The sequence below is a fragment of the Pseudoclavibacter sp. VKM Ac-2867 genome (genome assembly GCF_015351275.1).
GTDB lineage: Bacteria > Actinomycetota > Actinomycetes > Actinomycetales > Microbacteriaceae > Pseudoclavibacter.
Genome location: NZ_JADKSL010000026.1, coordinates 12,927 through 38,763 on the forward strand (window position 1 = coordinate 12,927; position 25,837 = coordinate 38,763).

General features: G+C 68.6%; 24 protein-coding genes. 18 read left to right on the forward strand and 6 right to left on the reverse strand.

The genetic code is table 11. The features are described from left to right. Window positions 1-150: 150 nt before the first annotated feature. From ITJ67_RS17915 to dprA, 3 genes are read left to right on the forward strand one after another with little or no spacing between them, the layout of a single operon-like run. The gene (locus tag ITJ67_RS17915) at window positions 151-510 is read left to right on the forward strand and encodes a YraN family protein (protein ID WP_104240678.1); all 360 of its coding nucleotides are present in this window, start codon (window positions 151-153) and stop codon (window positions 508-510) included. Continuing rightward, the gene (locus tag ITJ67_RS17920; protein WP_194678526.1) at window positions 507-2,138 is read left to right on the forward strand and encodes a YifB family Mg chelatase-like AAA ATPase; all 1,632 of its coding nucleotides are present in this window, start codon (window positions 507-509) and stop codon (window positions 2,136-2,138) included. The genes ITJ67_RS17915 and ITJ67_RS17920 overlap by 4 nt, the downstream gene beginning before the upstream one ends. A gap of 6 nt (window positions 2,139-2,144) precedes the next feature. Further along, entirely contained in the window at window positions 2,145-3,488 is a 1,344-nt protein-coding gene (dprA, locus tag ITJ67_RS17925) for a DNA-processing protein DprA (RefSeq protein WP_194678527.1), read from the forward strand. Window positions 3,489-3,527: 39 nt separating this feature from the next. On the opposite strand, the gene ITJ67_RS17930 is transcribed toward dprA, so the two are convergent. Continuing rightward, the gene (locus ITJ67_RS17930; protein ID WP_104240681.1) at window positions 3,528-3,998 is read right to left on the reverse strand and encodes a MarR family winged helix-turn-helix transcriptional regulator; all 471 of its coding nucleotides are present in this window, start codon (window positions 3,996-3,998) and stop codon (window positions 3,528-3,530) included. Between the two features lie 65 nt (window positions 3,999-4,063). Here ITJ67_RS17930 and ITJ67_RS17935 point away from each other — a divergent pair, with 65 nt between their 5' ends. Together ITJ67_RS17935 and ITJ67_RS17940 are read left to right on the forward strand one after the other, a co-directional pair. Continuing rightward, window positions 4,064-6,205 (forward strand): MMPL family transporter, encoded by a 2,142-nt coding sequence (locus ITJ67_RS17935; RefSeq protein WP_194678528.1) that lies wholly within the window; start codon window positions 4,064-4,066, stop codon window positions 6,203-6,205. Between the two features lie 55 nt (window positions 6,206-6,260). Continuing rightward, a complete protein-coding gene (locus tag ITJ67_RS17940) occupies window positions 6,261-7,166 on the forward strand; it encodes a tyrosine recombinase XerC (RefSeq protein ID WP_228503294.1) in 906 nt (301 codons plus the stop codon). A 198-nt stretch (window positions 7,167-7,364) separates the two neighbouring features. Here ITJ67_RS17940 and ITJ67_RS17945 read toward each other — a convergent pair whose 3' ends face one another. Together ITJ67_RS17945 and ITJ67_RS17950 are read right to left on the reverse strand one after the other, a co-directional pair. Next, window positions 7,365-8,918 carry a hypothetical protein gene (locus ITJ67_RS17945; RefSeq protein ID WP_194678530.1) on the reverse strand — a complete coding sequence of 518 codons (1,554 nt, stop codon included), beginning with the start codon at window positions 8,916-8,918 and terminating at the stop codon, window positions 7,365-7,367. A 41-nt stretch (window positions 8,919-8,959) separates the two neighbouring features. Next, window positions 8,960-9,502 carry a murein hydrolase activator EnvC family protein gene (locus ITJ67_RS17950; RefSeq protein WP_194678531.1) on the reverse strand — a complete coding sequence of 181 codons (543 nt, stop codon included), beginning with the start codon at window positions 9,500-9,502 and terminating at the stop codon, window positions 8,960-8,962. A 305-nt stretch (window positions 9,503-9,807) separates the two neighbouring features. Between ITJ67_RS17950 and rpsB the strand changes: the two genes are divergently transcribed. The 11 genes from rpsB to ITJ67_RS18005 all read left to right on the forward strand — a co-directional run bounded on the left by rpsB (window position 9,808) and on the right by ITJ67_RS18005 (window position 18,445). Then, window positions 9,808-10,713: a 30S ribosomal protein S2 gene (gene rpsB / locus ITJ67_RS17955; protein ID WP_104298832.1), complete on the forward strand. Its 906-nt coding sequence runs from the start codon at window positions 9,808-9,810 to the stop codon at window positions 10,711-10,713. Window positions 10,714-10,740: 27 nt separating this feature from the next. Next, on the forward strand, window positions 10,741-11,571 hold the full coding sequence (gene tsf / locus ITJ67_RS17960) for a translation elongation factor Ts (protein WP_104240687.1): 831 nt from the start codon (window positions 10,741-10,743) through the stop codon (window positions 11,569-11,571). Window positions 11,572-11,721: 150 nt separating this feature from the next. Next, the gene (gene pyrH / locus ITJ67_RS17965) at window positions 11,722-12,447 is read left to right on the forward strand and encodes a UMP kinase (protein ID WP_194678532.1); all 726 of its coding nucleotides are present in this window, start codon (window positions 11,722-11,724) and stop codon (window positions 12,445-12,447) included. A 124-nt stretch (window positions 12,448-12,571) separates the two neighbouring features. Next, window positions 12,572-13,126, forward strand: a complete 555-nt coding sequence (gene frr / locus ITJ67_RS17970; protein WP_194678533.1) for a ribosome recycling factor — start codon at window positions 12,572-12,574, stop codon at window positions 13,124-13,126. Window positions 13,127-13,132: 6 nt separating this feature from the next. Further along, on the forward strand, window positions 13,133-14,317 hold the full coding sequence (locus ITJ67_RS17975) for a phosphatidate cytidylyltransferase (protein WP_236558465.1): 1,185 nt from the start codon (window positions 13,133-13,135) through the stop codon (window positions 14,315-14,317). Window positions 14,318-14,373: 56 nt separating this feature from the next. After that, a complete protein-coding gene (locus ITJ67_RS17980; RefSeq protein WP_374953083.1) occupies window positions 14,374-14,934 on the forward strand; it encodes a DivIVA domain-containing protein in 561 nt (186 codons plus the stop codon). A gap of 94 nt (window positions 14,935-15,028) precedes the next feature. Next, window positions 15,029-15,637, forward strand: a complete 609-nt coding sequence (locus tag ITJ67_RS20375; RefSeq protein ID WP_160072485.1) for a lytic transglycosylase domain-containing protein — start codon at window positions 15,029-15,031, stop codon at window positions 15,635-15,637. An 82-nt stretch (window positions 15,638-15,719) separates the two neighbouring features. After that, on the forward strand, window positions 15,720-16,358 hold the full coding sequence (locus tag ITJ67_RS17990; RefSeq protein WP_194678534.1) for a transglycosylase family protein: 639 nt from the start codon (window positions 15,720-15,722) through the stop codon (window positions 16,356-16,358). A gap of 109 nt (window positions 16,359-16,467) precedes the next feature. Next, the gene (locus ITJ67_RS17995; protein WP_194678535.1) at window positions 16,468-17,226 is read left to right on the forward strand and encodes a transglycosylase SLT domain-containing protein; all 759 of its coding nucleotides are present in this window, start codon (window positions 16,468-16,470) and stop codon (window positions 17,224-17,226) included. A gap of 107 nt (window positions 17,227-17,333) precedes the next feature. Then, the gene (locus tag ITJ67_RS18000) at window positions 17,334-17,690 is read left to right on the forward strand and encodes a hypothetical protein (protein ID WP_228503296.1); all 357 of its coding nucleotides are present in this window, start codon (window positions 17,334-17,336) and stop codon (window positions 17,688-17,690) included. Then, window positions 17,687-18,445: an alpha/beta hydrolase gene (locus tag ITJ67_RS18005; RefSeq protein WP_194678536.1), complete on the forward strand. Its 759-nt coding sequence runs from the start codon at window positions 17,687-17,689 to the stop codon at window positions 18,443-18,445. The genes ITJ67_RS18000 and ITJ67_RS18005 overlap by 4 nt, the downstream gene beginning before the upstream one ends. Here the strand turns inward: ITJ67_RS18005 and ITJ67_RS18010 are convergent. The 3 genes from ITJ67_RS18010 to ITJ67_RS18020 form a co-directional block, all read right to left on the reverse strand. Next, the gene (locus tag ITJ67_RS18010; RefSeq protein ID WP_323741500.1) at window positions 18,417-19,442 is read right to left on the reverse strand and encodes a zinc-binding metallopeptidase family protein; all 1,026 of its coding nucleotides are present in this window, start codon (window positions 19,440-19,442) and stop codon (window positions 18,417-18,419) included. The genes ITJ67_RS18005 and ITJ67_RS18010 overlap by 29 nt on opposite strands. A gap of 58 nt (window positions 19,443-19,500) precedes the next feature. Beyond that, a complete protein-coding gene (locus tag ITJ67_RS18015) occupies window positions 19,501-20,547 on the reverse strand; it encodes an AI-2E family transporter (RefSeq protein ID WP_160072475.1) in 1,047 nt (348 codons plus the stop codon). An 84-nt stretch (window positions 20,548-20,631) separates the two neighbouring features. Continuing rightward, the gene (locus tag ITJ67_RS18020; RefSeq protein WP_194678538.1) at window positions 20,632-22,128 is read right to left on the reverse strand and encodes a DivIVA domain-containing protein; all 1,497 of its coding nucleotides are present in this window, start codon (window positions 22,126-22,128) and stop codon (window positions 20,632-20,634) included. A gap of 333 nt (window positions 22,129-22,461) precedes the next feature. Here ITJ67_RS18020 and ITJ67_RS18025 point away from each other — a divergent pair, with 333 nt between their 5' ends. Together ITJ67_RS18025 and ITJ67_RS18030 are read left to right on the forward strand one after the other, a co-directional pair. Continuing rightward, complete coding sequence (locus tag ITJ67_RS18025; RefSeq protein WP_194678539.1) at window positions 22,462-24,810, forward strand: hypothetical protein; 2,349 nt, start codon at window positions 22,462-22,464, stop codon at window positions 24,808-24,810. Beyond that, entirely contained in the window at window positions 24,803-25,786 is a 984-nt protein-coding gene (locus ITJ67_RS18030) for a tetratricopeptide repeat protein (protein ID WP_194678540.1), read from the forward strand. The genes ITJ67_RS18025 and ITJ67_RS18030 overlap by 8 nt, the downstream gene beginning before the upstream one ends. The last annotated feature ends 51 nt before the right edge of the window (window positions 25,787-25,837 follow it).

Below are 25,837 nucleotides of genomic sequence, written 5' to 3' on the forward strand. Positions count from 1 at the left end.
GGACCGCGTTCCGGGCCGCGGTGCGTCCGGCGTCGGTCGGCGACTCTGCTGACGCTTGTCCTGTGGACACCCGGCGCTCCACAGCGGCTGGCCTCGACGTGGGCGAGCGGTGCGTGGCGGTCCAGACTCCCGGCAAGGGAGGTGGTGCGGATGCGTGCCAAGGATCAGCTGGGGCGGCTCGGGGAGAATCTCGCGACCGCGTATCTCGAGGAGCGCGGCCACGATGTGCTGGAGCGGAACTGGCGGTGCCGCGAGGGGGAGATCGATGTCGTCTCGCGTCGGGGCGGGTTCATCGTGTTCACGGAGGTGAAGGCGCGGCGGTCGACGGCGGCGGGGCATCCGCTCGAGGCGATCACGCCGACGAAGCTGGCCCGTATGCGGCGGCTGGCGGGGCTCTGGATGCTCGCGCACCCGGACGAGCGCGGTGCGATGCGGCTCGACGTGATCGCGGTGATCGCCCCGAGCGATCGCACACCGACCGTGCAGCACGTCGTGGGGGTGGGCGCGTGACGCAGGGCACGGTCGGCCACTCCGTGGCGATCGCGCTCGAGGGGCTCGGCGGGGAGCTCGTCGAGGTGGAGACGCAGATCAGCCCGGGCCTCCCGTTCTTCAAGCTCGTCGGGCTGCCGGACACCTCGCTGGGGGAGGCACGCGAGCGCGTCAGGGCGGCGCTGCAGAGCTCGGGATGCCCGCTGCCGGCGAGCCGCGTCGTCACGAACATGTATCCCGCCTCGCTGCGCAAGCACGGGGCCGGCTTCGACCTCGCGATCGCGGTGTCGTTCCTCGCCGCTGCCGGGATCATCTCGGTCGAGTCGCCGACGCGCGCCGTGCACATCGGCGAGCTCTCGCTCACCGGGCAGGTGCGCGCCGTCGTCGGTGTCCTGCCGGCCGTGGCCGCCGCGCGAGCCGCGGGCTTCGATACCGTCGTCGTGCCAGCGGACTCGAAGGCGGAGGCGGAGCTCGTGGAGGACATCCGAGTCGTCGCCGTCACCTCACTGCGGGCCGTGGCACTGCACTACGGGGCTGATGCGGATGAGCTCACCGAGGAGCTGGAGTATCCCTCGAGCTCGGCAGGGCGGTCCGTCGCGGTGCGGGAGCGCGAGCGCAGCGAGGACCCGACCGGGGCGCTCAGCGCGGGGTCGGCGCTCGATCTGTCCGACGTGGTCGGCAGCGACGCCGCTGTCCGGACCCTCATCATCGCGGCAGCCGGCGGCCACCACCTGCTCATGCTGGGGCCGCCGGGCGCGGGCAAGACCATGCTCGCGGAACGACTGCCCGGCATCCTCCCCGACCTCGAGCCCGAGGCCGCCGTGACCCTCGCCGCGGTGCGCTCGCTCAGAGGAATGCCGCTCGCCGCGCGCCTCGACCGCAGGCCGCCATTCGAAGCGCCCCACCACACCGCGTCGGCCGTCGCGCTGCTGGGCGGTGGAAGTGGCCTGATCAGGCCAGGTGCCATCTCGCTCGCGACGGGCGGGGTGCTCTTCCTCGACGAGGCGCCCGAGTTCGCGCGCCACACGCTGGACTCGATGCGCCAGCCGCTCGAGAACGGCGTCATCGAGATCCATCGTGCCCAGGGCCGGGCCGCGTACCCCGCCGAGATGCAGCTCGTGCTCGCCGCGAATCCCTGCCCCTGCGGCAACCACGGCGACCCCGACGCGGAGTGCCGCTGTGATGCCTCCGCTCCGCGACGCTATCTCGCTCGCCTCTCCGGTCCGCTGCTCGACCGAATCGACCTCCAGCTGCGGGTCGAACGCGTCTCGGCCGCTCGGGCCCGACTCGTGGACCACGAGGCGCAGCTGGGCCACACCGGGCAGGAGGCCGCGCACCCGAGCATCAGCACAGCCACGGCGCGCGGGCTGGTCGAGGAAGCTCGCGGACGCGCCAGGAGGCGACTCGAGTCGACGCCGTGGACGATCAATGCCCGGATCGTCTCGCGGTGGCTGCGCGCCCCAGAGCACCGCCCGAGGCGCGACGCCTATGCACCGCTCGCAATCGCCCTCGAACGCGGTCAGGTCACGATGCGCGGACATGATCGTGTCCTCCGGGTCGCCTGGACCATCGCCGACCTCGACGGAGCGTCGCGCCCCGAAGTGCACCACGTGCATGAAGCCCTGTCCTATCGAATCAGGCTGGGGTAGGTGGAGATGTCAGCACAGGAACCACAGGGCGGCGCGCACGATCGCGGTCCCGATCACGTCCGTCGAGCAGACGGCCAGGCACGCGAGTCGTGGCCCGACCCGGCTGCATTGCGAGACGCGCTGGCCGGAGTCAGCGGCGGGCAGGTCGACGATCTCGGTGACGCAGCCGTGCAGACGCGCATCGCGCAGCTTGCCTGGTCCTGCACGGTCGAGCCCGGTGATGCCACAGCCGGGCTGCTCATCGGGGCGCTCGGCCCCGTCGAGGCCCTCGAAGCGGTCGGCTCTGTGGCTTTGCTCCGGAGGGCCAGGGAGCGTGGCTCGGGTGCGGGCATTCCGTTCGACGAGCTCGCGACGGCAGTCGAACGGTGGCACCACCGGCTCGACCTCGAGCGCACCGTGGCCATCCTGCGCAGTTCGGCGCGGCTCGGAGTGCACGCCGTTCTCCCCGGAGACCGCGAATGGCCGACGCAGCTCGGCGACCTCGGCCCGCATGCGCCATGCGCGCTCTGGGTTCGCGGCTCACTCGACACGCTCCGCCAGCTCACGCCGTCCGTCGCGCTCGTGGGTGCCCGGGCATCCACCAGCTACGGCGAGGAGGTCACGGTGCGGCTCGCGAGCGGACTCGCCAACCGCGGCTTCGGACTCGTCTCCGGAGGCGCGTATGGCATCGACGCCGTCGCGCACCGGGTGGCCCTCGCGGAGGGGGCGCCAACGGTGGCGGTGCTCGCCGGCGGTCCTGATCGGCTCTACCCGCAGGGCAACCGCTCCCTCCTGGAGCGGATCATCGCGCACGGCGCACTCGTGAGCGAGCTCCCGATCGGGCAAGCGCCCACGCGATGGAGGTTCCTGCAGCGCAACCGCATCATCAGCGCCCTCGCCTCGGCGACCGTGGTCGTCGAGGCAGGGCGCAGGTCCGGAGCCGCGAACACCGCTGCCCACGCGCTGACGCTCGGTCGGCCACTGGGCGCCGTGCCCGGCCCAGTCACGAGTGCGGCTTCTGTCGGCTGCCACCGGCTGCTGCGCGAGTCCGATGCATCGCTCATCACCTCGGTCGACGACATCGTCGAGCTCCTCGGCGATCACCGGGGAAGCGAGCTCGAACTGCCGGACGGAGCCGCGTGGCCAGGCGAGCGCGGCCGCGAGCGAGCTGATGGTGATCGACCCTCATCCAACGCGGTGCGAGCGAGGGACGCACTCCGAGTCGGGCGGCCCCAGCGCAGCGCTGAGATCGCATCGGCGGCGGGACTCACGGTCGCAGAGACGGCGGCGGGTCTGGCGGAGCTCGAACTCAACGGCCTCGCCCAAGAGGGCGCCGCAGGGTGGACCAGGACCACCCGGGCGAAGCGCTGACGAAAGGGGATGGGGTGCGGGCGGTGCGCGTCGACCGGGTCAGCTCGGAGGCTGAAGGTGCTCCCGGTAGCTCGCGACGACCCCCTCCAGGTAGCGCACGATGACGGCACGTTCGGCCTCGTCGAAGTCCTGGGCGACCGAGTCGATGTCCATGATCATCGGCGCCAGCAGGCCGCGGGCCTTCGCCGTTGAATCCTCTTCTGGGAAGACGAGCACACCGCGGCGATCGCTCGGGTTCGGCTCGCGACGCACGTGCCCCGCCTTCACGAGTCGATCCACCACGACCGTCACTGCCGCCGTCGTTATGCCGAGCCGGCGTGCGATATCGGATGGGGTGAGGTGACCCGAGGAGATCAGGTGCTGCATCGCCACGAGGTCGGTGTGATTGACCTCGAGCTCCTTCGCCACGACGACCTCGTACTCGTCGGAGATCGTGAGGATCTCGCGCAGCAGCGCGGTCGACTCATGGACGCGCGGAAACGCGCGACCCCGTTCATCCCCGGATTGCATGGAACACATCCTAGCGCTAGGTTAGCTAAGCAAATTGATTACTAGTGAATTTAGGCGGTTCGTTCATGCGTGGCATCATCCGATTCATCACCGGCAAGGCGAGCGGTGCGATCGTCATCGCCGTCTTCGTCGCCTTGAGCGGCCTCGCGTTCTTCTGGGGCTCGGGTGAGGGCGGCGACGTCGCGCCAGCAGGAGACCTCCCCGCATCAGCCGAGTCCGCGAAGGTCGAGGAAGCGCTCGCCACGTTCGAGACCGAGGACAGCACCGCCGCGCTCTTCGTGTTCCACCGCGACGGCGAGGCGCTCACTCCCGACGATCTGGCGGCCGTCTCCGCGGCCAGCTCGGGCATCGCCGACGCCGCGGGCGTCGACGCGCTGCCGCCGGCCTTCCCAGCCGAAGACGGCGAGGCCATGATCCTCACGGTGCCGCTCGACGCGACCACCGACGTCGATGCGCAGTCCGCACGCGCCGAAGCCATGCGGGCCGCCGCGGCCGACGGGCTGCCGGACGGGCTCATCCCGGTCATGACGGGCCCAGAGGGCTTCGCGGTCGATATCGCCGCAGTCTTCGAGGGCGCCAACTTCACGCTGCTCACGGTCACCGTGGTCGTCGTCGCCTTCCTCCTTATCGTCACCTACCGCAGCCCCGTCCTCTGGCTCATCCCACTCTCCGTCGTGGGGCTCGCCGACGGTGTCGCCGGTATCGTCGCCACCCGCATCGTCGGCGCGTTCGGGCTGACGATGGATGCGTCGATCAAGGGCATCCTCTCCGTGCTGGTCTTCGGCGCGGGCACGAACTACGCGCTGCTCCTCATCGCCAGGTATCGAGACGAACTCCGGGTCTCGGCCGACAGACGGGAGGCCATGGCAACGGCCCTGCGTGGCGCGGGCCCCGCCATCATCGCGAGTGGTGGGACGGTGGCGCTGAGCCTCGCGACGCTGCTCTTCGCCTCGCTCGGCGGCAACGTCGTCCTCGGCCTCGCCTGCGCGATCGGCGTCGTCATCGCCATGGTGTTCGCGCTCGTGCTCCTGCCGGCCACCCTCGTGCTCTTCCCTCGCGGTATCTTCTGGCCGGTCGTGCCACGCGTCGGCGACGATCAGCACGGCAAGGGCTTCTGGTTCAAGCTCGGAACCGGCGTCTCGAAGCGCCCGGCCATCGTCGCGGGCGCCGGCATCGTTGTACTCATAGCGCTTGCCGCCATCGCACCCAGCATCAAGGTGGGGCTCGCTCAGACGGAGCGGTTCACGTCCACGCCGGAGGCGGTTGCCGGGCAGGAGCTGCTCAACGACCATTTCCCCGACCTGGCCGGCGCACCGGCGGTCGTCGTCGCGAATTCCGGTGCGGCACAGGCGGTGGCCGATCGTGCCGCCGAGATCGAGGGTGTCGCCTCCGCGTCGGTGGGTGACTCCAACGGCGAGATCACGCGCATCGATGTCGGGCTCTCCTCCCCGGCGGAGACGGAGGAGGCACTCGCCACCGTCGAGCGCCTGCGCGCAGAGCTGTCCCAGGTCAACGGCGCCGACGCAATCGTCGGCGGTCTGGACGCTCAGGCCCTCGACGAGCAGGCCGCCCAGGACCGGGACCAGCTGCTGCTGTTCCCCCTCATCCTCGCGGTCGTGTTCGTCGTGCTCCTGCTCCTCCTGCGGTCGCTGGTCGCCCCGATCCTGCTGCTCCTCACCGTCGTCGGCTCGTTCTTCGCGTCGGTGGGTGCGAGCTGGCTGCTGTTCGAGAACGTGTTCGGCTTCCCGGCTCTGGACACCTCGGTGCTGCTGTTCAGCTTCCTTTTCCTCGTCGCCCTCGGCGTCGACTACAACATCTTCCTCGTCACAAGGGCGCGCGAGGAGGCGGTGAAGCACGGAACGAAGGACGGAATGATCCGCTCGCTCTCGGCGACGGGCGGCGTGATCACGAGCGCGGGGATCCTGCTCGCCGCCGTGTTCGCGGCGCTCGGCGTCCTGCCGCTCATCACGCTCACGCAGATCGGCATCATCGTGTGCGTCGGCGTGCTCCTCGACACCCTCCTGGTTCGAACGGTCATCGTGCCGGCGCTCGCCTTCCTCACCGGTGACCGCTTCTGGTGGCCGAGCAAGGGCATCCCGGGGAACTCGAGGCCAGCGCATGCCGAGTCGGCTCATCCTTGCCAGGTGGGCGGGGGCTCGCACCACGCGAAGCCTGCGCATTCGAAGCCGGCCCACGCCAAGTCGTAGGCTGCCAGGTCGCGTCGCAGCCGTGGCGCCTGGGTCCCGACCTACGATGGTCGGCATGCAGGAGCTCTCGGTCGCGGTCGATGCCTACCTGCGCTCGCTGCGCTCCGAGCGTGGGCTGTCGCCGCGGACTGCGCAGGCGTATGCGGGCGATCTTGGCATCCTGCTCGACTACTGCGAGCGTGCGGGGATCGACGGGCCGGGTGTGCTCAGCCTGGAGGCCTTCAGGGATCTGCTGTGGCAGCAGACGCAGGCGGGCAAGGCCGCGTCGAGCATCGCCCGCATGGCGGCGTCGTTTCGCGGGTTCACGTCGTGGCTCGAGGAGACTGGCCGCGGCCCGGATTCCGCGCGGCGCCTGAAGAGCCCGAAGGCGGGGTCGACGTTGCCACGGGTGGTGTCGGCTGACGGGATGCGGGGGATCCTGGACGCGCTCGCCGAGCGAGCGTCCTCGGGTGACCCGGTGGAGCAGCGTGATGTCGCGATTATCGAGTTGCTGTACGCGTCGGGTATTCGTGTCTCGGAGTGCTGCTCGCTCGATGTCGGGTCCGTCGATCTGGGGCGGCGCGTGGTGAGGGTCGTCGGCAAGGGCGACAAGGAGCGGGTGGTGCCGTTCGGGGCGCACGCCGCGAAGGCGATCGAGCGCTGGCTCGAGGTCGGCAGGCGGGTCCTCGAGCAGCCGCGTTCTGGGCAGGCGCTGTTCCTCGGTGCTCGCGGCGGGCGGCTGGATGCGCGCACCGTGTATGCGCTCTCCCGTGAGGTGCTGGGGGCTGCACCCGGCGGTGGCCCCTCGGGGCCGCACACGTTCCGCCATACTGCGGCGACGCACCTGCTGGATGGGGGAGCGGACCTTCGCGCCGTCCAGGAGATCCTGGGCCACTCCGACCTGGGGACGACGCAGATCTACACCCACGTCTCCGCGGAGCGCCTGAAGGCGTCATACCTGCAGGCGCATCCCCGAGCCTGAAGCCGGGGTCGATCTGGCTGGACCCCGGTCGCTGGATGCCGGTCGCTGGACCCCGGTCGCTGGATGCCGGTCGCTGGATGCCGGACGCTGGTCGATGCACGCCAGCACGCCAGCAGGCAGGCACGCCTCGACGGCCGGGTCTGGCCGTCGAGGCGTGCCTGCGTCCTCGCGGATCTGGCTCCGCTTTGTCGAGGCGGGTCAGGCCTGGCGTCGGCGGCTCAGCAGCCCCCAGGCGAGTGCTCCGATGCCGATGACAAGCGCTCCGGCGCCCAGAAGCAGGGGCCATCCGATACCTGCGGCGCCGGTCTGGGCAAGGGCGTCTGGCGAGCTCGACGGCAATGGTTCTGCGGCTGTCGAGCTGGCGGCCAGCGGTGACGTGGGCGCCGTGCTCGGCGCTGGAGTGCCCGCCTTCGCGCTGGGCACCGGCGTCGTGGACGCCGGCGGCGACGCGGTGGCACTCTGCGTTGCCGTGGGAGTCGTGCTCGGCCTGGGGATCTCCGGAGGGTTCGAGCCCTGCGGTGGGTTCGAATTCTCTGGAGGCACCGTCACCGGAGGGGCCGTGGGCGGCGCGGCGCTGACGGGCGGGCTCGTCGGGGCAGAGCTCGCAGGGATCGGAGGAGCGCTCGGGGTCACGCTCGGTGCCGGTGTGGCCGTGGCTGTGGCTGTCGGTGTGGCCGTTGGTGTGGGCGGAGTCGTTGGTGTGTGCGTTGCCGTTGCCGTGGGTGTCGGCTTGGGTGTTGAGGTCGGCGTGGCCGTGGGTGTCGGTGTCGGCGTGGGTGTTGGGGTCGGCGTCGCGACGGGCACGCGAGGCACTCGGTCCTGGCCGACGGCCGTGAACTCCCCAGGCAGGGTGCCGCCGCTCCCGCCGAGCAGCTGAGCGCCTGGCGTGTGCAGGACGAGGATCTTCGCGGCCCAGGGCTGAGACGGGGAGGTGACGCTCGCGGTGCCGCTCACCGTGACGGGCCCGCGGTCGAAGGCCGCGGCGGGGACGAGGATCGGGGCCGACTCTCCGCCTCGGAGCGTCGAGGTCTCGGCGCCGGTGGCGACGAAGGTCGCGCCGCTCAGCACCACTGTTCCCGTGGCTCCGGGTACCTCCGTTGCCAGGGTGACGGTGCCCGTTCTCGAGTCTGCCCCGTCGGTCGTTAACGCAAGGCTCCCCTTGAGGTCGACCGGCGCACTGGCGCCGACCTGCGCCGCATCCGCGCGAATGGCCGCGAGGGTGTTGCCGACGTCCGCCCGCTTCTCCTCGGGCACACGTCCGAGGTAGTGCTCGTCTCCGCTCACCGCGTGGCCCGAGTAGCTTCCGGGGGCCGCCAGCGACCAGACGAACATGGCGACGGCGCTGGTCACCGTCGGGTCTGCGGACTGCCCGTGGGTCGAGATGGCCCAGTTCACGCGGGCTGTGTCGTCGTCGCTCATCTGGAACTGCTCGCCATCGACGATGCTTCCCTTCGTCGTCTCATCGAGCGGGCGGGGCAGCCACGGCTGCAGGCAGTAGACGCTGCGTCCCTCGAAGCTGTAGGCCCCGATACGTCCCTGTCCGCCGTTCTGGGCGTCGTCGAAGCCGGGGCCGTAGCCGGCGGCGCTCGCGGTCTGCGCTCCGGAGAACAGCAGGAACGACGCGGTCATGGCGAGCATGAAGAGGCCAGCCGCGGCGCGAGGAAGCCGAGTGACCCAGCGTGATGGGGAGTGCGCGGTGTGATGGGCAGCCTCGGCGTGCGAGGGCGGTCGCTGCTGGTGGAGAGGAGACATGTGGTGCCTTTCTGATGTGGGTCGTGGCGAGCGTCGGCTGTTCATCGGTAGAGGGGAAGCAGGACAGCCGCAGGAGGTCGCAGCACCTCGAACAACGGGGCGGGGTCGAGGTGGGCGCCGTCCCGTCGAACTCCGAGGTGCAGGGCCCCTTCGGGCGTATGGCGATGTGATGTGCTCAGCTCACCGATGCGCTGGCCGGAGGACACGACGTCTCCGGGTCGCAGCTGTGTGACGACCGGCTCATAGCTGGCGAGCAGGCCGTCGGCATGCTGGATCGACAGCACCGGTCGGTCGACGACGAAGCCAGCGAACGTGACGGTTCCCGAGGCAGGGGAGCGGACGTCATCGCCTGGTGCCGCGGAGATGTCGATGCCACGGTGGCCCGCCCCGTACCGGGCGGCGAGATCGAATCCGCGAGCGACGTTCGGAGGCGCTTCGACGGGCCAGCTCCACATCCTCGGAGTCGCGGATGCGTGCGGAGGGCCGCCCAGGCCCGCGCTGACCATGAGCAGGAGGAGGGTGAGCGTCGCGAGACGGTGCCGGGGGTGGTCGGCGGACGCTGGGGAGTCTGGGGCGCGGTGCATGCTGTCATCGTGGTGCTCGGTGCGCGGGCCCCCGCGGCAGGCGACCACGAGGTGGGGAGGACGCCTGTCCACAGGGTCGGCTGCAACTGAGTCCGTGCACCGGTTCCCTGCGCCACCGCTCGTGTGTAGACTGACGCCAGCAGCCCGCCATGCGGGCTGACTTCGCGTGCCTATCGAGGCGTGCATCCATCGGTCTCCAGCACTTCGGTGCGAGAGCGGATGCGCGCTGGGCACCAGGCTGTGCGGCCGCCGGTCGCAGAGAACAACCGCGCGCAGGAATGCGCATTCGAATAGGGAGAACGACCATGGCTGTCGTCACCATCCGCCAGCTGCTTGACAGCGGCGTGCACTTCGGGCACCAGACCCGTCGCTGGAACCCGAAGATGAAGCGATTCATCTTCACCGAGCGGTCCGGCATCTACATCATCGACCTCCAGCAGTCGCTGGGCTACATCGATGCTGCTTTCGACTTCGTCAAGGAGACCGTCGCACACGGCGGAACCATCCTCTTCGTCGGCACCAAGAAGCAGGCTCAGGAGTCCATCTCCGAGCAGGCGACGCGCGTGGGCCAGCCCTACGTGAACCAGCGCTGGCTCGGTGGCCTCCTCACGAACTTCGGCACCGTCCAGAAGCGCCTCAACCGTCTCAAGGAGCTCGACCTCGTCGACTTCGACGACACGACGCGCGGCTTCACGAAGAAGGAACTCCTCATCCAGCGTCGCGAGCGTGACAAGCTCGAGAAGTCGCTCGGTGGTATCCGCAACCTCTCGAAGACGCCTTCGGCGCTCTGGGTTGTCGACACCAAGAAGGAGCACCTCGCGATCGACGAGGCCAAGAAGCTCGGCATCCCGGTCATCGCGATCCTCGACACGAACTGCGACCCGGACGACGTCAACTACCCGATCCCGGGCAACGACGACGCCATCCGCTCCGTTGCGCTGCTGACGCGCATCATCGCCGACGCAGCAGCTGAGGGCCTGATCCAGCGCCACCAGAAGCCGACCGAAGGCCAGGCCGAGGTCGAGCCGCTGGCTGAGTGGGAGAACGACCTGCTGCAGGGCGACGCTCCTGCCGCTGAGGCCGTCGTCGAAGCTCCTGCTGAGACCGAGGCTCCTGCCGAGGCCGAGGCTGTCGAGGCAGCTGAGCCTGCCGAGGCCGCCGAGCCTGCTGAAGCAGCCGAGGCTGTCGAAGCCGTCGAAGAGTCCAAGTAACTTCAAGCACTAGGGAGAACCCCACACATGGCTAACTTCACCCTCGCTGATGTCAAGGAGCTGCGCGAGCAGCTCGGTACTGGCATGGTCGACACGAAGAAGGCGCTCGAAGAGGCCGACGGCGACAAGGAAAAGGCCGTCGAGATCCTCCGCCTCAAGGGTGCGAAGGGCAACGCGAAGCGCGCTGACCGCTCCACCAGCGAAGGCCTCGTCGCCGCGAAGGACAACGGAAACGGCACCGCGACGCTCATCGAGCTCGCAACCGAGACCGACTTCGTTGCCAAGGGCGACAAGTTCATCGCCCTCTCCGAGAAGGTGCTCGATGCTGTGGCCGCCGCTGGCGCGTCGAACGTCGACGAGGCGCTTGCCGCCCCCGTCGACGGCACGACCGTCAAGGAGACCATCGATGGCGTCGCCGCGATCCTGGGCGAGAAGATGGAACTCCGCAAGGTGAGCCTCCTCAAGGGCGCCAACTTCGAGATCTACCTGCACCGCACCTCGCAGGACCTGCCACCGCAGGTCGGCGTCGTCGTGGCGTACGAGGGCGACGACGCGGCTACGGCTCGCGGCATCGCTCAGCACATCGCGATGTTCGACCCCCAGTACCTCACCCGTGAGGACGTTCCTGCCGAGGCAATCGACAAGGAGCGGGTCATCGTCGAGGAGATCTCTCGGAGCGAGGGCAAGCCAGAGGCAGCCCTTCCGAAGATCATCGAGGGACGCCTGACCGGCTTCTTCAAGCAGATCGTGCTCCTCGAGCAGGACTACGCTCGCGACAACAAGCAGACCGTGAAGAAGATCGCTGACGCCGCAGGCGTCAACGTCGTCGACTTCGGTCGCATCCGCGTCGGCGCCTAACGCCAGACGCACACGAATTCGGGGCCGGATGCGAAAGCATCCGGCCCCGTTTCGTGTTCCCGGAGTCTGCTCGAGGAGCCCCGCTGAGAATCGTGCGCGCTCCGCACAAGGTAGGCTCGTGGACGATCAGCGATCCCACAAGGAGCACAAATGTCACCACAGGCCCCGCGCAGACGCGTTCTCCTCAAACTCTCTGGCGAAGCGTTCGGTGCAGGCAAGATGGGTGTCGATCCCGAGGTGCTCACGAGCATCTCCAAGGAGATCGCCGCTGCTGCACGCGACGTGGAAGTCGCCATCGTCGTCGGCGGAGGGAACTTCTTCCGAGGCGCCCAGCTCGCGAACGCCGGCATGGACCGCGCGCGAGCCGACTACATGGGCATGCTCGGCACCGTCATGAACGCCCTCGCACTGCAGGACTTCATCGAGCAGGCGGGCACCCCCGCCCGTGTGCAGTCCGCCATCGAGATGCGCCAGGTCGCCGAGCCGTACATTCCGCTCCGCTCCAAGCGCCACATGGAGAAGGGCCGCGTCGTCATCTTCGGCGCAGGCGCCGGGCTCCCGTACTTCTCGACCGACACGGTCGCCGCACAGCGCGCGCTCGAAGTCGGAGCAGATGTGGTGCTCGTCGCGAAGAACGGTGTCGACGGCGTCTACACCGCCGACCCGCGCCAGGACCCCAGCGCCGAGCTGCTGCACTCGGTCACCTACCAGGACGCGCTCCAGCGTGGTCTCAAGGTCGTCGACTCGACCGCCTTCAGCCTCTGCATGGACAACGGCATGGACATGCGCGTCTTCGGCATGAGTCCAGAGGGCAACATCGCCCGCGCCATCCTCGGCGAGGACATCGGGACGCTCGTCACGTCGCGCCTCGACTAGTCGAGGGCTCCGACCGCAAGCGCCACCCCGCGACAATTTCGTCAGCGCGCCGCGCCTTCGAGCGTGGCGTGCGCATCCGACCATCTCGGTAGGATGATGCAGAACGCCCTGGAAAGGACACCCCGTGATCAACGACGTGCTCACCGAGACCAAAGACAAGATGGCGAAGGCCGTCGACCACGCGAAGGAAGACTTCTCGACAGTGCGAACGGGGCGGGCGAACCCCCAGCTCTTCACGAAGATCCCCGTTGACTACTACGGCACCGCGACGCCGCTCGAGCAGCTCGCGTCGATCGCCGTGCCCGAGGCTCGCGTTCTCGTGATCACGCCATACGACAAGTCGGCGCTCAAGGAGATCGAGAAGGCCATCGTGTCGCGGCCGAACCTCGGTGTCACGCCGAGCAACGACGGCAACCTCATTCGCGTGGTCATGCCGGAGCTCACGGCCGACCGCCGCAAGGAGTACGTCAAGCTCGTGCAGACGAAGGCGGAGGAGGCGCGCGTCGCCGTCCGCAACATCCGTCGCAAGGCGAAGGCCGACCTCGAAGCGCTGAAGGACGAAGTGGGCGAGGACGATATCGCTCGCGGCGAGAAGGAACTCGAGACCTTCACGAAGGCGCACATCGATCGCATCGACGAGGCCTCCAAGCACAAGGAAGCCGAGCTTCTCGAGGTCTAGTCGCTCGTGTCCACGACTGGGAGTGACGGGGCAGACCCCGGCGAGCGCCTGGACCGCGAGGTCCGGGAAACAGAGGCGGAGTCCGAAGCGCGCGAGACGCCGAGCGCTTTCGGTCCCGCCGCCAGCGAGGGCGACGCCGCATCAGCGGCCGAAGCCTCCGCGGCTGCCGACGATCTCCCGGTCATGGGCGATGGCGCTCCGGCGCCGCCCCTGACCCCGCTCCGCTCATCATCGCGCCTGAGTGACACCGGGACGAACATCCTCCACGATCTGGAATCGCGCGCACAGCAGGCACGGACCCAGGTGAGGGAGCAGCGCGACAAGCTGCGGGCACGCAACGACGCGATCAACGCTCGAAGCGGGCGGAACCTGGCCTTCGCGATCTTCTTCGGCGTCGTGCTCGGGGCGCTGCTCATCTCGAGCCTCATCTTCATCAAGCAGCTCTTCATCCCGTTCGCGGTCGCGATGGTCATCTTCGCGACGATCGAGCTCGCGAGCGCCATGCGCGGGGCCGGGCGCGACGTGCCGCGCATCCCGCTTGTCGTCGCAGCCGTCGCCATCCAACCTGTCGCCTACTACTTCGACGTCGTCGGGCAGTGGCTCGCGCTGCTCATCGGCGTCTTCGTCGTCACGGTGTGGCGACTCGTGGAAGCCTCGGTAGCCAGCGATCGGCCACCGCGGAAAGCCGTCTGGGCTGACTTCCTGGCCGCCGCGCTCATCCTCATCTACGTCTCGTACCTCGGCTCGTTCACGGTGCTCCTCACCTCGCAGGAGGACGGCCAGTGGTGGGTGCTCGGCTTCCTCATCATCGTCGTGGCCGTGGACGTGGGCGCGTACGTCTTCGGCCTCAACTTCGGCAAGCACAAGCTCGCGCCGAAGATCAGCCCAGGCAAGACCTGGGAGGGGTTCGCAGGAGCCGGCCTCACCTCGATCGTTGTGGGCATCCTCGTCAGCATCTTCCTCCTCGATCAGGCCTGGTGGTTCGGCCTGATCATGGGCCCACTGCTGCTCATCACCGCCACGGCCGGCGACCTGACCGAGTCGATGATCAAGCGCGACCTCAAGATCAAGGACATGAGCTCCTGGCTGCCCGGGCACGGCGGGTTCTTCGATCGCATCGACTCGATCCTCCCGTCGGGAGCTATGGCGTTCGCGCTGTACTTCTGGAGCGCAGACTCGACGCTCTGGTGATGCTCCATCGGGGAGGCGTGCGACATGTTCGCCCGTGATGCGGCAGAATGGTCCGCGTGAGCAGCACTTCATTCCCTCTGGCATCTCGTGGCACCCTCGGCTACGACGCCGAAGAGGTCGACCGTGCATTCCGCGTCGCCCGGCAGCGCTACGACAACTTCGACAACGGCACGCAGGGCAAGCGCCTCTCGACGAGCAGCATCCGCCACACGGCGTTCACGATGCGCAAGGGCGGGTACTCCGCCCCGCACGTCGACGCGGCACTCGAGCGTCTCGAGGACGCCGTCGCCATCCGCGAACGCGACGAGCACATCGACCGGGTCGGCCGTGATGTCTTCCTGCGCGAGACGAAGACGACGGCTCGGGCGGTCCTCGCTCGGCTCCGTCGCGAAGACGGTGAGCGCTTCGATCGCGTCTCCGTCCTGCAGCGTGGATACGACGTCAAGGAGGTCGACGAGTTCTCCAGCAGGCTCGCTGACTTCCTGCGCGGTGGAACCGCCATGTCGCTCCGCGAGGTCCGCGGGGTCGCGTTCACGCCGAAGCGCCACGGCTACAAGGAGACGCAGGTCGACCTGCTCATCGACGCCGTCATCGACGTCATGCTCGCCATTCGTTAGGTACACCTGCCACCTCAGCAGAGCCTGAGCGTTGTCAAATCGTGACCTCCCCGTTACGATTGCGTGGTCCCCTAGGCCCATCGGTTGGAGCTCCATGCCGGAAACCACTGCAACTCGCGGAGAGCGTGCACGCCAGCGTCGCAAGACTCGCGCCAAGCGCCGCGCCGCGATCTTCGGCTCATCGGCGCTCGGCGTCGTCGCAGCGGGGGCCATCGCAGTGACCACCCTCACGGGTGCCGGGGCCACAGCCTCGGCCGACGCGTCGCTGAGCCCCAGCATTCAGGAGCTGTCGCAGGAGCAGGCCCAGGCCTACGCGGTCCTCGCCGTCTCGGGGGAGAGCTCGCAAGGGACCACCATCGACGACCGGGGCTCGAGCGTCAGCATCGACGTCGTGCCGACCGACCCCGCCTCGCTCAAGAAGATCACCGAGGAGATGGTCAAGACCCAGTACGGCTGGGGTGCTGACCAGATGTCCTGCCTCGACAAGCTGTGGATGAAGGAATCCGGCTGGAACTACCTGGCCGAGAACGCCGAATCCGGCGCGTACGGCATCCCGCAGTCGTGGCCCGCTGAGAAGCTCGCCACGATGGGCGCCGACTGGAAGACGAACCCGCTGACGCAGATCAAGTGGGGGATCGACTACATCGACCGAGCGTGGGGCACCCCGTGCGCCGCCTGGAACCAGCACAACGGCTCCTATTGACCTCGGACAAGCTGCCCGGCACGACCGCAGCGTCACCTTCGGCTGAGCACCTCGCCACCGCGAACCACCTGGGAGTACCCGCATGACCACCACCGCCATCCGCACCGGCTCGACGCGGGCCTCACGGCCCGCAGGCCTCCGCCGACGTGCGGGAGCTCGCGTGATCGTTCCGACCCTGGCAGGGATCGCGATCGCTGCTCTCGCGGTCACTGCGACCGTCCAGCTGGGGGTCCAGGGCGATGGTGAGAGCGAAGTCGTCTCCGTCGCATCCGTCGACGAGCTGACCGCCGCTGGGGCGCAGGGCTACGCCGTGAGCCTCGTCTCCGCAGTGGATGCGGCACCGGCGGACACGAGCCGCACGAGTGACATCGCCAGCATCGTCGTGGTCACCCCGACCCCGACCCCGACTCCCGAGCCGGAGCCCGCACCCTCGAACTCGAGCAAGAACTCCTCATCAGGCGGATCCTCCTACGAAGAGGTCGACGTCTCCTCTGACCCGAGCATCGACGCCACGCTGGCGCGCATCGCACAGTGCGAGTCGACGAACAATCCGAAGGCCATCAATCCTGCCGGCTACTACGGTCTGTACCAGTTCTCGATTCCGACCTGGCAGTCCGTCGGTGGGACGGGCCTCCCATCCGACGCATCGCGTGAAGAGCAGACGATGCGCGCAAAGATGCTGCAGGCGAAGGCCGGCTGGGGGCAGTGGAGCTGCTACTGATCGGGGGAGCGGCGACGGGATGCGGCGGGCGGCTGGTGCCGTTTTCGTTGCCATTCCGTGACCATTCCGTTATCCTCGGTGAGTCCCTAGTTCCAACCCCGGGAGATCAATGACCACGTTGCAGCGCACAGGCTCGACGCGAGCAGCGCGTCCGACGGCCGCACGACGCTCACGGGCGAAGATCATCGTCCCCATCGCCGCGAGCACCGCTGTCGGCGCCCTTGCGCTCACGGCCATCCTGCAGGCGGGTGTCGCCGGCGGCGCCTCCCCAGCTCTTGCGATCGCGCCGAGCGTTGCGGACCTGACCGCCGCCGGGGCCCAGGGATACGAGGTCAGCCTCGTCTCCGCCGTCGATGCGAGCGATGACGCAGTGGTCGAGGACGAGGGCGCCGCCGCCCCGACTGCGACTCCGCGAGACAACGATCTGGCCGGCATCGTCGTGACGACCCCGACCCCGACGCCGACCCCCACTCCGACGCCGACCGAGGAAGAGTCCAGCTCTTCCTCGTCCTCGTCTTCTTCTTCGTCGTCGTCGAACAGCAGCCCCGATTACGTTGCGCCCGACCCGGGCACCTCGAAGGCGGTTGCCGCCGACGTCGTTGCGTCCATGGGCTGGGGTACTGGCGAGTTCGCCTGCCTCGAGAAGCTCTGGCAGCGCGAGTCCGGCTGGAACGCGGCGGCCGAGAACCCCTCGTCCGGGGCCTACGGCATCCCCCAGTCGCTTCCCGGCAGCAAGATGGCCACGCACGGCTCCGACTGGCGCACCAACCCCGAGACGCAGATCCGCTGGGGCATCGACTACATCAAGGGCCGCTACGGCACCCCGTGCGGCGCGTGGGCGCACTCGGAAGCCAACAACTGGTACTGATGCACGTCTCGAGCCCGCCGGGCTCAGCCACACGACGCCGCGTGACCTCAGGGTCACGCGGCGTTGTCTGTCAGCTCGGTTCCCACGAGCTTCCTAGAATGGTTGTCATGCCCCGCTCGAACCGATCCCGCCGTCCAGGCGGTGATCCGTCCCCGAGGACGAAGGGGGGTCGCGCGGCGAAGAGGCAGCAGGCTGCCGCCGACCGCGCTGCCGGCCAGGCCGACGAGCTGGAGCGTCTCCGCGACGGCTGGCGCCGCACGGAGGTGCGCCGCGGCGTCTCCTACACAGTGCAGCCGATCTCTGCGGTGCGCGCGGTCAAGGACTACGTGTGTCCCGGCTGCTCCAACCCCGTCGAGGCGGGAGTCGCGCACGTCGTCGTCTGGCGGGCCGAGGGCATCCTCGGAGACGAGCACGCCTTGGCGGCCCGCCGCCACTGGCACAACCACTGTTGGAGGATGGCATGACCGACGCATCGACGGCCCGAGAAGCGGGCGAGTCCATCGAGATCAGGAGCGGAACGGAGCTGCCAGCTCGCCGCGAAGAGATCGAGCTGCACACGAGTGACGGCCTGACGCTCGTGGGGGAGCTGGCGTTGCCCCTCGACCGCGAGCCGGTCGCGACACTTGTCACTCTGCACCCCCTGCCCACCGCGGGCGGGTTCATGGACTCGCACGTGCTGCGCAAGGCATCGCTGCGTCTGCCCGCGCAGGCGGACCTGGCTGTACTTCGCTTCAACACGCGAGGCACGAGCTCCCCACGAGGCACGAGCGACGGTGAATTCGGCGATGGCGAGACCGAGCGCGCCGATGTCGAAGCCGCCATGGCGTTCGTCCGAGAGCGCCGACTGCCGAACCCGTGGCTGGTCGGCTGGTCGTTCGGCACCGAGCTCGCGCTCAAGCACGGCCACGAGCATGCGGACGTCAAGGGCCTCATCCTGCTGTCCCCGCCCCTGAGGCGCACGAGCCAAGCCGAGCTCGACCGCTGGGCGGATGCGCGCATCCCGGTTGTCATGGTGGTGCCCGAGCACGACGACTTCCTCAAGCCCGACGAGGCGGCGCAGCGTATCGCGCATCTTCCCAACCTCGAGCTCGTGCCCGTCGACGACGGCAGGCACCTGTGGGTGGGGGAGAGACAGACGAAGCGAGTGCTCACGGAGATCGTGCAGCGCATGAACCCCGCGGCGCTTCCGCTCAGCTCGTCGTGGCCGAGCGGCGAGTGATCCGCGTCACGATCCGGTGCATGAAGCCGAGCTTCACCTCGGTGGGTGCGTTCAACACGAACGGGTAGAGGTCGTTCTGGCCCATCGCTCTGCTGAAGCGGTTCAGGAGCAGCGAGACCTCGTGCCAGTCGGCGAGCACCCGCTCGATGGGCTCCTCCGTGTAGTCGATGAGCGGGCTCGTCGCCGGCTGCAGCACCACGTTCGACGCGGCGGCGGTCCACAGCGATCCGAGGATGTGCAGGTAGTGCGCGAAAGTCTCGGCGAAGTCCTCCCAGGGGTGCATCGTCGCGTACTCGGAGATGTACGACGCCGACCAGCCCTCGGGGGCGCCCAGGCGGTAGTGGCGCTCGAGCGCCTCCCGGTAGCTCGCGCGCTCGTCCCCGAACAGTTCGCGGCACTCGTCGAGGAGCGTCTCGTCGTCGAGCAGGATCGACTGGTAGTAGTGGCCGATCTCGTGCCTGAAATGACCGAGCAGGGTGCGGTACGGCTCGCCCAGACGCACTCGGAGGGCCTCGCGGTGTGCATCCAGGGTCTCGGCAAGGTCGATCGTGATGATGCCATTCGCGTGGCCGATGGACACTCGCTGGCCTGAGCTCCTGCTCGAGAGCAGGTCGAATCCGAGACCCCCGTCACGTTCCGCGTAGCTTTCGATGGGGAGGCGCAGGTGCAGGCACTGCGCGAGGAGGCGCCGCCTGTCGGCGTTCGCCTCTGCCAGTTTCTCGAGCGCGAGGGTGTCGTCGGACTCAGGGCGCTTGCGAACGAGCCTGCACGACAGGCACGACGAGGTCGCGATGCCGTCCTCCACGAGCCAGTTGCACCGCCAGCTCCGGTTGCCGCACTCCCGCCACAACTTGCCGCCGACGAGGACGGCGCCGCCGCTGACATCGACGAAGGCCTGCGTCTCGTCGTGGAAGGCGATCGGCGTCGCACAGGCGTCGCAGGACAGCGACTCGAGCATGACGAGCGACGCGCAACGGGGGCACTGGATGCTCTGCACGTCTCGAATCATAGGTGGAGAACGAGCCGTGCCGCGTTCGGCCTGCCCCGCCGTGAGGCTAGCGCTCGTTCTGCGCCGGTATCCAGACTTCCTTGACGATGAGGAGGATGGCCGCCGCGATCGGGATCGCCACGAGAGCACCGAGGAGCCCCAGGAGCGTACCTCCGGTGAGTGCGGCGATGACCACGATGGCGCCGGGTACCTGCACGGCCGAGCTCATGATGCGAGGGCTGATGACGTAAGCCTCGACCTGCATGTAGACGACGTAGTAGATGGCGGCCATCCACCACACGCTGCTGTCGACCGGCATGAGCGCCAGCTGCAGCACGACGATGATGACCGACGCCGACAGGGTTCCCACGAGGGGGATGAGCGAGCCGAGGAAGGCGATGATGGCGAACACGGCGGGCATCGAAGCGCCGATGATGGAGAGGAACGTGAAGGACAGGATCCCGTTCGCGAGGCCCAGCGCGAGCTGCCCGAGGACGAACTTCCCGACGGACGCCGTGATCTGCTCAGTCAGCTCGGCCGTGCGGGCTCGGCGCGAGGCCGGCAGGAGCTGGTAGAAGCCGCGCTTGATGCTGTTCATGCTCGAGACGAAGTAGAGCATGAGGATGAAGACGATGAGCACGCCGAAGAAGGCGTTCACGATGCCGAAGCCGACCTCGAGCACGCCGCCGCCGATCGCGGCAAGGTTGTTGCGCAGCCACTCGAGTGCGTCGGTCACGAACTCCTGAGCCTGGAGATCAGGGAAGCGCTCGTCAACCCACTCGATGACGTTCGAGCCCGCGAGGTCGTTCACGATCGACGTGTAGCGCGCCGAGAGCTGCTCGACCTGGGTCGAGATGCTCGGGATGAGCGCCCACACGACGAGACCGAGGGCGAGAGCAGCGCCTCCCAGCGAGGAGATGATCGCCGCCCACCTGGGCCAGCGGTGGCGCTCCAGGAACGCGATGATCGGCTCGAAGCCGAGCGCCAGGAACAGTGCTGCGCCGATGTACGTGAGGATCGTGCTCAGCGAAGCGATCATGCCACCGAGGACAAGGGCTACGAGCACGCCGACCGTCGCGACGAAGCCGAGCCTGAACGGATTCTCGATGCGCATGCGGTATTCCCCCTGGTCGGATCCCGGCCGATGGCCGGGATCCGAGTCTAGACGCGCGGGGCGAGTCGAGATGGCACGCTGGGCCTACCGCTGGCGGGGCGCTCCGCGCTTCTGGTTCGGGTTCTGTCCGCCGCCCTGGCCCGCGGCCTGAGCAGGGACCGGCTCTTCCTTTGAGGCGCTCTCGTCGGAGCGCTCGCTTGCCGTCTCGGACGTCGCGCTCTCGTCGTCGGCCCCAGCCTCAGGCTCCTGCTGCGAGCCGCTGCTCGAGAGCGCGAAGGCATGCGCCTCGGCGCCGTCTGCGCCCGAAGCTGCCGCCTCGCTCTCGTCCGCGGCGGGCCGCTTCGTGATCTGCTCGTCGGCCTCGGGAAGGCTGAAGTCGGTGCGCGAGAAGGCCCGCTTGAGCTGGTCGAGGTAGCTCTGCACCTGGTCGCGCTCCTCGCGGAGCTCCGAGAGGCGCTGCTCGGCGTTGTCGAGCAGGCTCTGCGTGTGCTGCTCGACCTCCGTGTTGCGCTCGCGAGCCTGCTTGTTGCTGGTCTCGAGCAGGTCGGCTGCCTTGCGCTCCGCCTGGTCCTGCGTCTCCTGCGCGCGGCGACGCGCATCCGCCATGATCTTGCCCGCTTCGCGTCGAACCTGCTCGCTGCGCTGGTTGAGGTCGGCGAGCTGCTCGGTCGCATCGTCGATGAGCTTCTTCGCGGCGGCCTCGGCCTTGCGGCCAGCGGCCACGAGCTGCTGCTCGAACGCGTTGCGGCGCTTCGAGAGCTCGACATCGAGCTCCGTGCGCTTCGCGTTCATCTCCCGCACGGAACCTTCGCGGAGTGCGTCGAGCTCGCCCTTCGCGGCCTGACGCTCCGCCTCCTGCTCGTGCTCCATCTGCGTGCGGCGAGCCGCGGCTTCCCGCTCGAAATCGGCGCGGGCCTTCTCCATCTCCCGCTGCCGCTCGGCGAGGCGAGCCGCAGACTCGGCGATCTCGTTCTCCACGGCCTGACGCTTCGTGGCCAGCTCCTCGTCGACCGATGCGCGCAACGCGCTGATCTCGAGGTCGGTCGAGTGACGCAGCTCGCGCAGCTCGGTCGTGACCTGGTCCTTGACCGTCTCGATCTCGCGCTCCTGGTTGGTCCGAGTGAGATCGGCCTCCTGCTTCGCGTTCTCGAGGAGGCTGTCGGCCTCGGAGCGGGAATCGCTCAGCACCCGCGAGGCGCGCACATCCGCTTCACGAGTCACACGCTCCGCGTAGTCGTTGGCTTCCTGGTGGATGCGGGCCGCGTTCCGGTGCGCCTCGCTGAGGATCTTGTCTGCCTCGCGCTGCGCCTCGGCAGTGAGCTTCTGCGCCTGCTGCTCAGCCGTCGCGAGCGTACCCGCGAGCTTGGTGCCGAGGCCGGAGTAGGTGGGGTTCCCGACCTCGTTGAGCTCGGACTCGAGCTGCTTGATGCGGGTCCGCATCGCTGCGATCTCGCGGCTCGCACCGGAATCCTGGTTGCCGGCCTGGGCGAGCTGCGTGCGCAGTGACCTGATGACCTCGTCGACTTCTTCGCGGTTGTAGCCGCGCATCGCCGTGTTGAAGTTGATGTCGTCGAATGCCAAGGACGCCTCCGCGTGAGTCAGGGTGCAGGTGCGCGCCGACCGCCTGCGCACGTCCTGAAGTCTAGACGGCGGCTCCGAGCAGCGCCCTGATGAGGCGCGGAATGGCGGAGACATCTCTTCTGAAATCGCCGCTTCGCGAGACGGGACCGCCGGAGCTTTCACCGCTTTCCGGGGCGAAACCGGCGTATTCCAGGGGAAGTGCGGGCACGGTGCGTTAGATTGAGGGGTCGAGAGTCTTCATGAACCTCATGGAAGACGACGGCACCCTCGCGAGAGGAGCACGTCGAGCGCACAAACGATGCACGGCGCAATCACTCGAGAAGGAGTCACTCAGTGAGATTCATCCTAGCCGCGATCGCATTCCTCGGAAGTGCGGCGCTGCTTGTCGTCGGCTGGCTGCAGGTCACGGAAGCGAGGGCCGCTGACACGGTCGTCGCGTCGGGCACGCTGACCCAAGAGTCGCCGTTGCTGGTCATCCCCAGCGACACGCTCATCGAGCACGCGGGCACGCAATCCATCACGATCAGCGGCGATGGCCCCATTCGCGTCGCGATCGGGCGCCAGGCGGACATCGCAGGCTGGGTCGGCACGACGCAGCACGAGATCGTCACCCTCGACGACACGAGCGGAGCCCTCGTCTTCACACCGGGCGAGGCTTCTGCGGATGAGACGACAGCCCCCAACATCCTCGGCAACGACCTCTGGTTCGAGGAGTACGAGGGGGAGGGTCAGCTCGAGATGCAGCAGACGCTTCCCGTCGGCTTCGCCCTGCTCGTCCAGTCAGACGGCGAGGCTTCCGCGCCCAACGAGGTCTCCATCTCCTGGCCGCTCGACGGACGCGCGCCCATGGCCGGTCCTCTGCTGCTCGGCGGCGGAGTCCTCCTGCTGATCTCTCTCGGCCTGCTGCTCTGGGCGCTGCTGAGCATGCGCCGCCGCTCCAAGCCGCAACGACAGGCTCGCGAGGAGCTCGACTCCGAGATCCCCGTGGTCGTTCCCGCCTCTGACGGGGGAACCGCGGCTACGCCGGCGTTCTCCTTCGAGGGGTCGACGCAGGTAGCGGACGACGGGCTCGATTCGTCTGACGTCGATCCGATCGAGCAGTCTCAGAGCGTCGTGGCCGAATCTGTCCGGCTCTCCGAAGAAGACGTGCGTGCCGCCGAGGCAGACCACGAACGCTTCAAGCCGGTTGAGGAGCCCGTGCCCACCTGGGCACCGCCGGCCTCCACCGTCGACGATGCAGATCAGCAGACCCAGGCTGCCGCCTTCCCCTCCTTCCGGGCCCCGAGCGCTGAGGCACCCGCAATGGGCCAGGCACCTGATGCTCCGGCGGTCGACGACCCGTTCAGCTGGAGCGGCCAGGAAGAAGCGACGTCACCCGATGCGGGCGACGCCCCGGCTGAGCCGGCAGCGCCGTCGATGGGCGATGACACAGACACACCGGACGCAGACAAGTCGGACGACGACTCCAACGGCGGCGGGGAGCCTCCCGCTGGCGGTGCACCCGGGCCCGATGCGACCGCACCATCCGGCGAGGCGCCCGCTGCTGAGCCTCAGCAGTGGCGCCGTCCCCGCGGTCGCGACCGGAGCCAGGCCCCCAAGCGACTCTTCAGGCTCATTCCGGTACTGCTGGTCGGATCGATCGCGCTCTCCGGATGCTCTGCTGACTTCTGGCCCGAGCAGTTCGGCGGGTCGACGAGTGCGCCGACGACCCCGACCCCGACCTCCTCGATTGACCAAGCGCTGCTCACCGAAGGCGAGGCACTGCCCGCGGTGAACGCGCAGCAGCTCACGGAGATCCTCGACGACGCCGCCAAGCTCGCCCAGGAAGCCGACGCCGCCAACAAGGCGGACGGGCTGGCGCCGCGATTCACCCAGGCCGCCTACCAGGAGCGCGCTGCCGAGTACCAGGCGAAGGCCGCCGACAACGCGCTGCCCGGCCCCGTGGCTTTCCCCACCGGCGAGATCGTCTATGCCGTTCCGCAAGCCTCCGAGGCATGGCCGAAGTCGATCTTCGTCGTTCGTGAAGCCGGCGGAGAGACGCCGACGGCACCGTTCGGCATGATGCTCACGCAGTCGTCGGCCCGCGACAGCTTCAAGGTCGCGTCCATCGTGCAGCTCACTCCCGACGTGACGCTGCCGGAGGCGGCCCCAGTCGAGATCGGGGCCCCCGGTATCGACGGTCTCGAGCAGCCGCTCGTCATCGCCCCCGAGGAACTCGCTGCGGCGTACGCCGATGTCATCAGCAACGGGGATGGCTCGCAGTTCGCCGCACTCTTCTCGCCGGACGGAGATTCCCTGCGCACCCAGATCGCGGATGCCAGGGCGACGGTCTCGGGCGAGATCGACGCGAACGCGGCGCGGATCGAGTTCCAGACGCGGCAGAGCGACGACCCTCCCTTCGGAGTGCAGACGCTCGACGGGGGAGCGATCATCGCGGTCTCCATCGAGGAAGTCGAGAAGCTGAGCGCACGCACGCAGCTCGCGACGCTGAGCGTCCAGGGGCGCACCGCCGCTCTTGCAGGTGCCAGCTCTTCGTCGCTCGGATTCGAGACGCTCTACACGAACCAGCTCATGTTCTACGTGCCGTCTGAAGCGACAGGCGGCGCAGTCCAACTGCTCGGCTACGCCAACACCATGACCGGCGCACGCCAGCTCAACGCCAACGAGGTTACCTATGGCTGAAACCCCTCCACTCAACCCAGCAAGTCTCTACGGAGCCGTCGATCTCTCCTCGCTCGTCCAGCGCGCGAACACGCCGGCAGGTCAGGAGCCCGGAGCTCCGGCGGCCGGCGCACCAGGACAGCCCGCCCAGCCAGCGACCGGAGAGCCGGTCGCGACGCTGCCGGACCTCGTGGTCGACGCTGATGAGCAGACGCTCGAGCAGTTCATGCAGCTCTCGCAGTTCCTGCCCGTCATCGTCGAGATGCACGCCGCCTGGTCGAGCGATGCGCAGGCCCTCTCGCCCGTGCTCGCGAACATCGTCCGCAGCGCTGAAGGACGCATCGTGCTCGTGCGGGTCGACCTGGATGCGCATCCGCAGCTCGGGCAGCAGCCGCAGGTCATCGCGATCATCGGCGGTCGGCCGCTGCAGCTCTTCTCCGGCAACCCGCCCCAGGAGCAGATCACGCAGATCGTCGGTGAGATCCTCCAGGTCGCCGCCCAGCAGGGTCTCACAGGCCACGTCGCGGTCGATGCAGCACCTGAGGCCGAGGCCCAGGACCAGGCCGAGCCTGCCGCACCGCCGCTCCCGCCGCTGCACGCTGAAGCCTTCGAGGCGCTCGAGCGCGGGGACTATCCCGCAGCCATCGACGCCTACGAGCGCGCCCTCGCTGAGCGCCCCGCCGATGACGAGGCTCGCGCCGGCCTCGCCCAGGTGCAGCTCCTCGTCCGGCTCCAGGGCAAGACGCTCGAAGAGATCCGGCAGCGAGGTGCCGCCAACGCGGACGACCTCGATGCGCAGCTCGACGTCGCCGACCTCGACCTGTCGGGCGGTCACATCGACGACGCGTTCGACCGCCTGCTGACGCTGTTCCCGAAGCTCGACGCCGAGGGCAAGACGACGGTGCGCGAGCGCCTCCTCGATCTGTTCCTCGTCGTGGGCGTCGCGGACCCCCGCGTGGGGGTTGCGCGGGCACGGCTCACGAACCTGCTGTTCTGACCTGAGCTGGTGAACGGAGCGAGGCCCGGATGCGATCTGATCGCATCCGGG

Bases quoted from the DNA above. Each gene is read 5' to 3' on its own strand.
- tsf (WP_104240687.1), top strand. From the start codon at position 10,741: ATGGCTAACTTCACCCTCGCTGATGTCAAGGAGCTGCGCGAGCAGCTC.
- ITJ67_RS18005 (WP_194678536.1), top strand. From the start codon at position 17,687: ATGACCGACGCATCGACGGCCCGAGAAGCGGGCGAGTCCATCGAGATC.
- ITJ67_RS17990 (WP_194678534.1), top strand. From the start codon at position 15,720: ATGACCACCACCGCCATCCGCACCGGCTCGACGCGGGCCTCACGGCCC.
- ITJ67_RS17930 (WP_104240681.1), bottom strand. From the start codon at position 3,998: ATGCAATCCGGGGATGAACGGGGTCGCGCGTTTCCGCGCGTCCATGAG.
- ITJ67_RS17915 (WP_104240678.1), top strand. From the start codon at position 151: ATGCGTGCCAAGGATCAGCTGGGGCGGCTCGGGGAGAATCTCGCGACC.
- ITJ67_RS17950 (WP_194678531.1), bottom strand. From the start codon at position 9,502: ATGCACCGCGCCCCAGACTCCCCAGCGTCCGCCGACCACCCCCGGCAC.
- ITJ67_RS17995 (WP_194678535.1), top strand. From the start codon at position 16,468: ATGACCACGTTGCAGCGCACAGGCTCGACGCGAGCAGCGCGTCCGACG.
- ITJ67_RS17940 (WP_228503294.1), top strand. From the start codon at position 6,261: ATGCAGGAGCTCTCGGTCGCGGTCGATGCCTACCTGCGCTCGCTGCGC.
- dprA (WP_194678527.1), top strand. From the start codon at position 2,145: ATGTCAGCACAGGAACCACAGGGCGGCGCGCACGATCGCGGTCCCGAT.
- ITJ67_RS18000 (WP_228503296.1), top strand. From the start codon at position 17,334: ATGCCCCGCTCGAACCGATCCCGCCGTCCAGGCGGTGATCCGTCCCCG.
- pyrH (WP_194678532.1), top strand. From the start codon at position 11,722: ATGTCACCACAGGCCCCGCGCAGACGCGTTCTCCTCAAACTCTCTGGC.
- ITJ67_RS17945 (WP_194678530.1), bottom strand. From the start codon at position 8,918: ATGTCTCCTCTCCACCAGCAGCGACCGCCCTCGCACGCCGAGGCTGCC.
- ITJ67_RS17935 (WP_194678528.1), top strand. From the start codon at position 4,064: ATGCGTGGCATCATCCGATTCATCACCGGCAAGGCGAGCGGTGCGATC.
- ITJ67_RS18030 (WP_194678540.1), top strand. From the start codon at position 24,803: ATGGCTGAAACCCCTCCACTCAACCCAGCAAGTCTCTACGGAGCCGTC.
- rpsB (WP_104298832.1), top strand. From the start codon at position 9,808: ATGGCTGTCGTCACCATCCGCCAGCTGCTTGACAGCGGCGTGCACTTC.
- ITJ67_RS20375 (WP_160072485.1), top strand. From the start codon at position 15,029: ATGCCGGAAACCACTGCAACTCGCGGAGAGCGTGCACGCCAGCGTCGC.
- ITJ67_RS18015 (WP_160072475.1), bottom strand. From the start codon at position 20,547: ATGCGCATCGAGAATCCGTTCAGGCTCGGCTTCGTCGCGACGGTCGGC.